Below are 276 nucleotides of genomic sequence, written 5' to 3'. Positions count from 1 at the left end.
CAGGCGTTGCAGGCTCTGGTCCAGGCTCGCCAGCACGTACTTGCGCGAACCGCCACCCTGGCCATAAGGACCGGGCCACATGTCCCAGCCAGCTTTGCTCGAAATGATCAGCTCGTCGCGGTAATGCTTGAAATCTTCGCGCAGCAACCGGCCAAAGTTGATCTCGGCGCTGCCGTAAGGCGGGCCGTAGTTATTGGCCAGGTCGAAGTGGTTGATGCCTAAGTCGAACGCAGTGCGCAGCAGGGCGCGCTGGGTGGCGATCGGCGTGCTGTCGCC

1 protein-coding gene is annotated in these 276 nt (G+C 62.7%); it reads right to left on the bottom strand.

Going from position 1 to position 276, the window contains the following annotated elements:
• The coding region (locus AC0L3B_RS39440) for an aldo/keto reductase (RefSeq protein ID WP_473383202.1) at nucleotides 1-276 on the bottom strand (276 nt) is incomplete at both ends.

It is taken from the genome of Bradyrhizobium sp. Kon56 (genome assembly GCF_055807635.1).
This window is presented reverse-complemented; position numbering and strand designations above follow the sequence as displayed.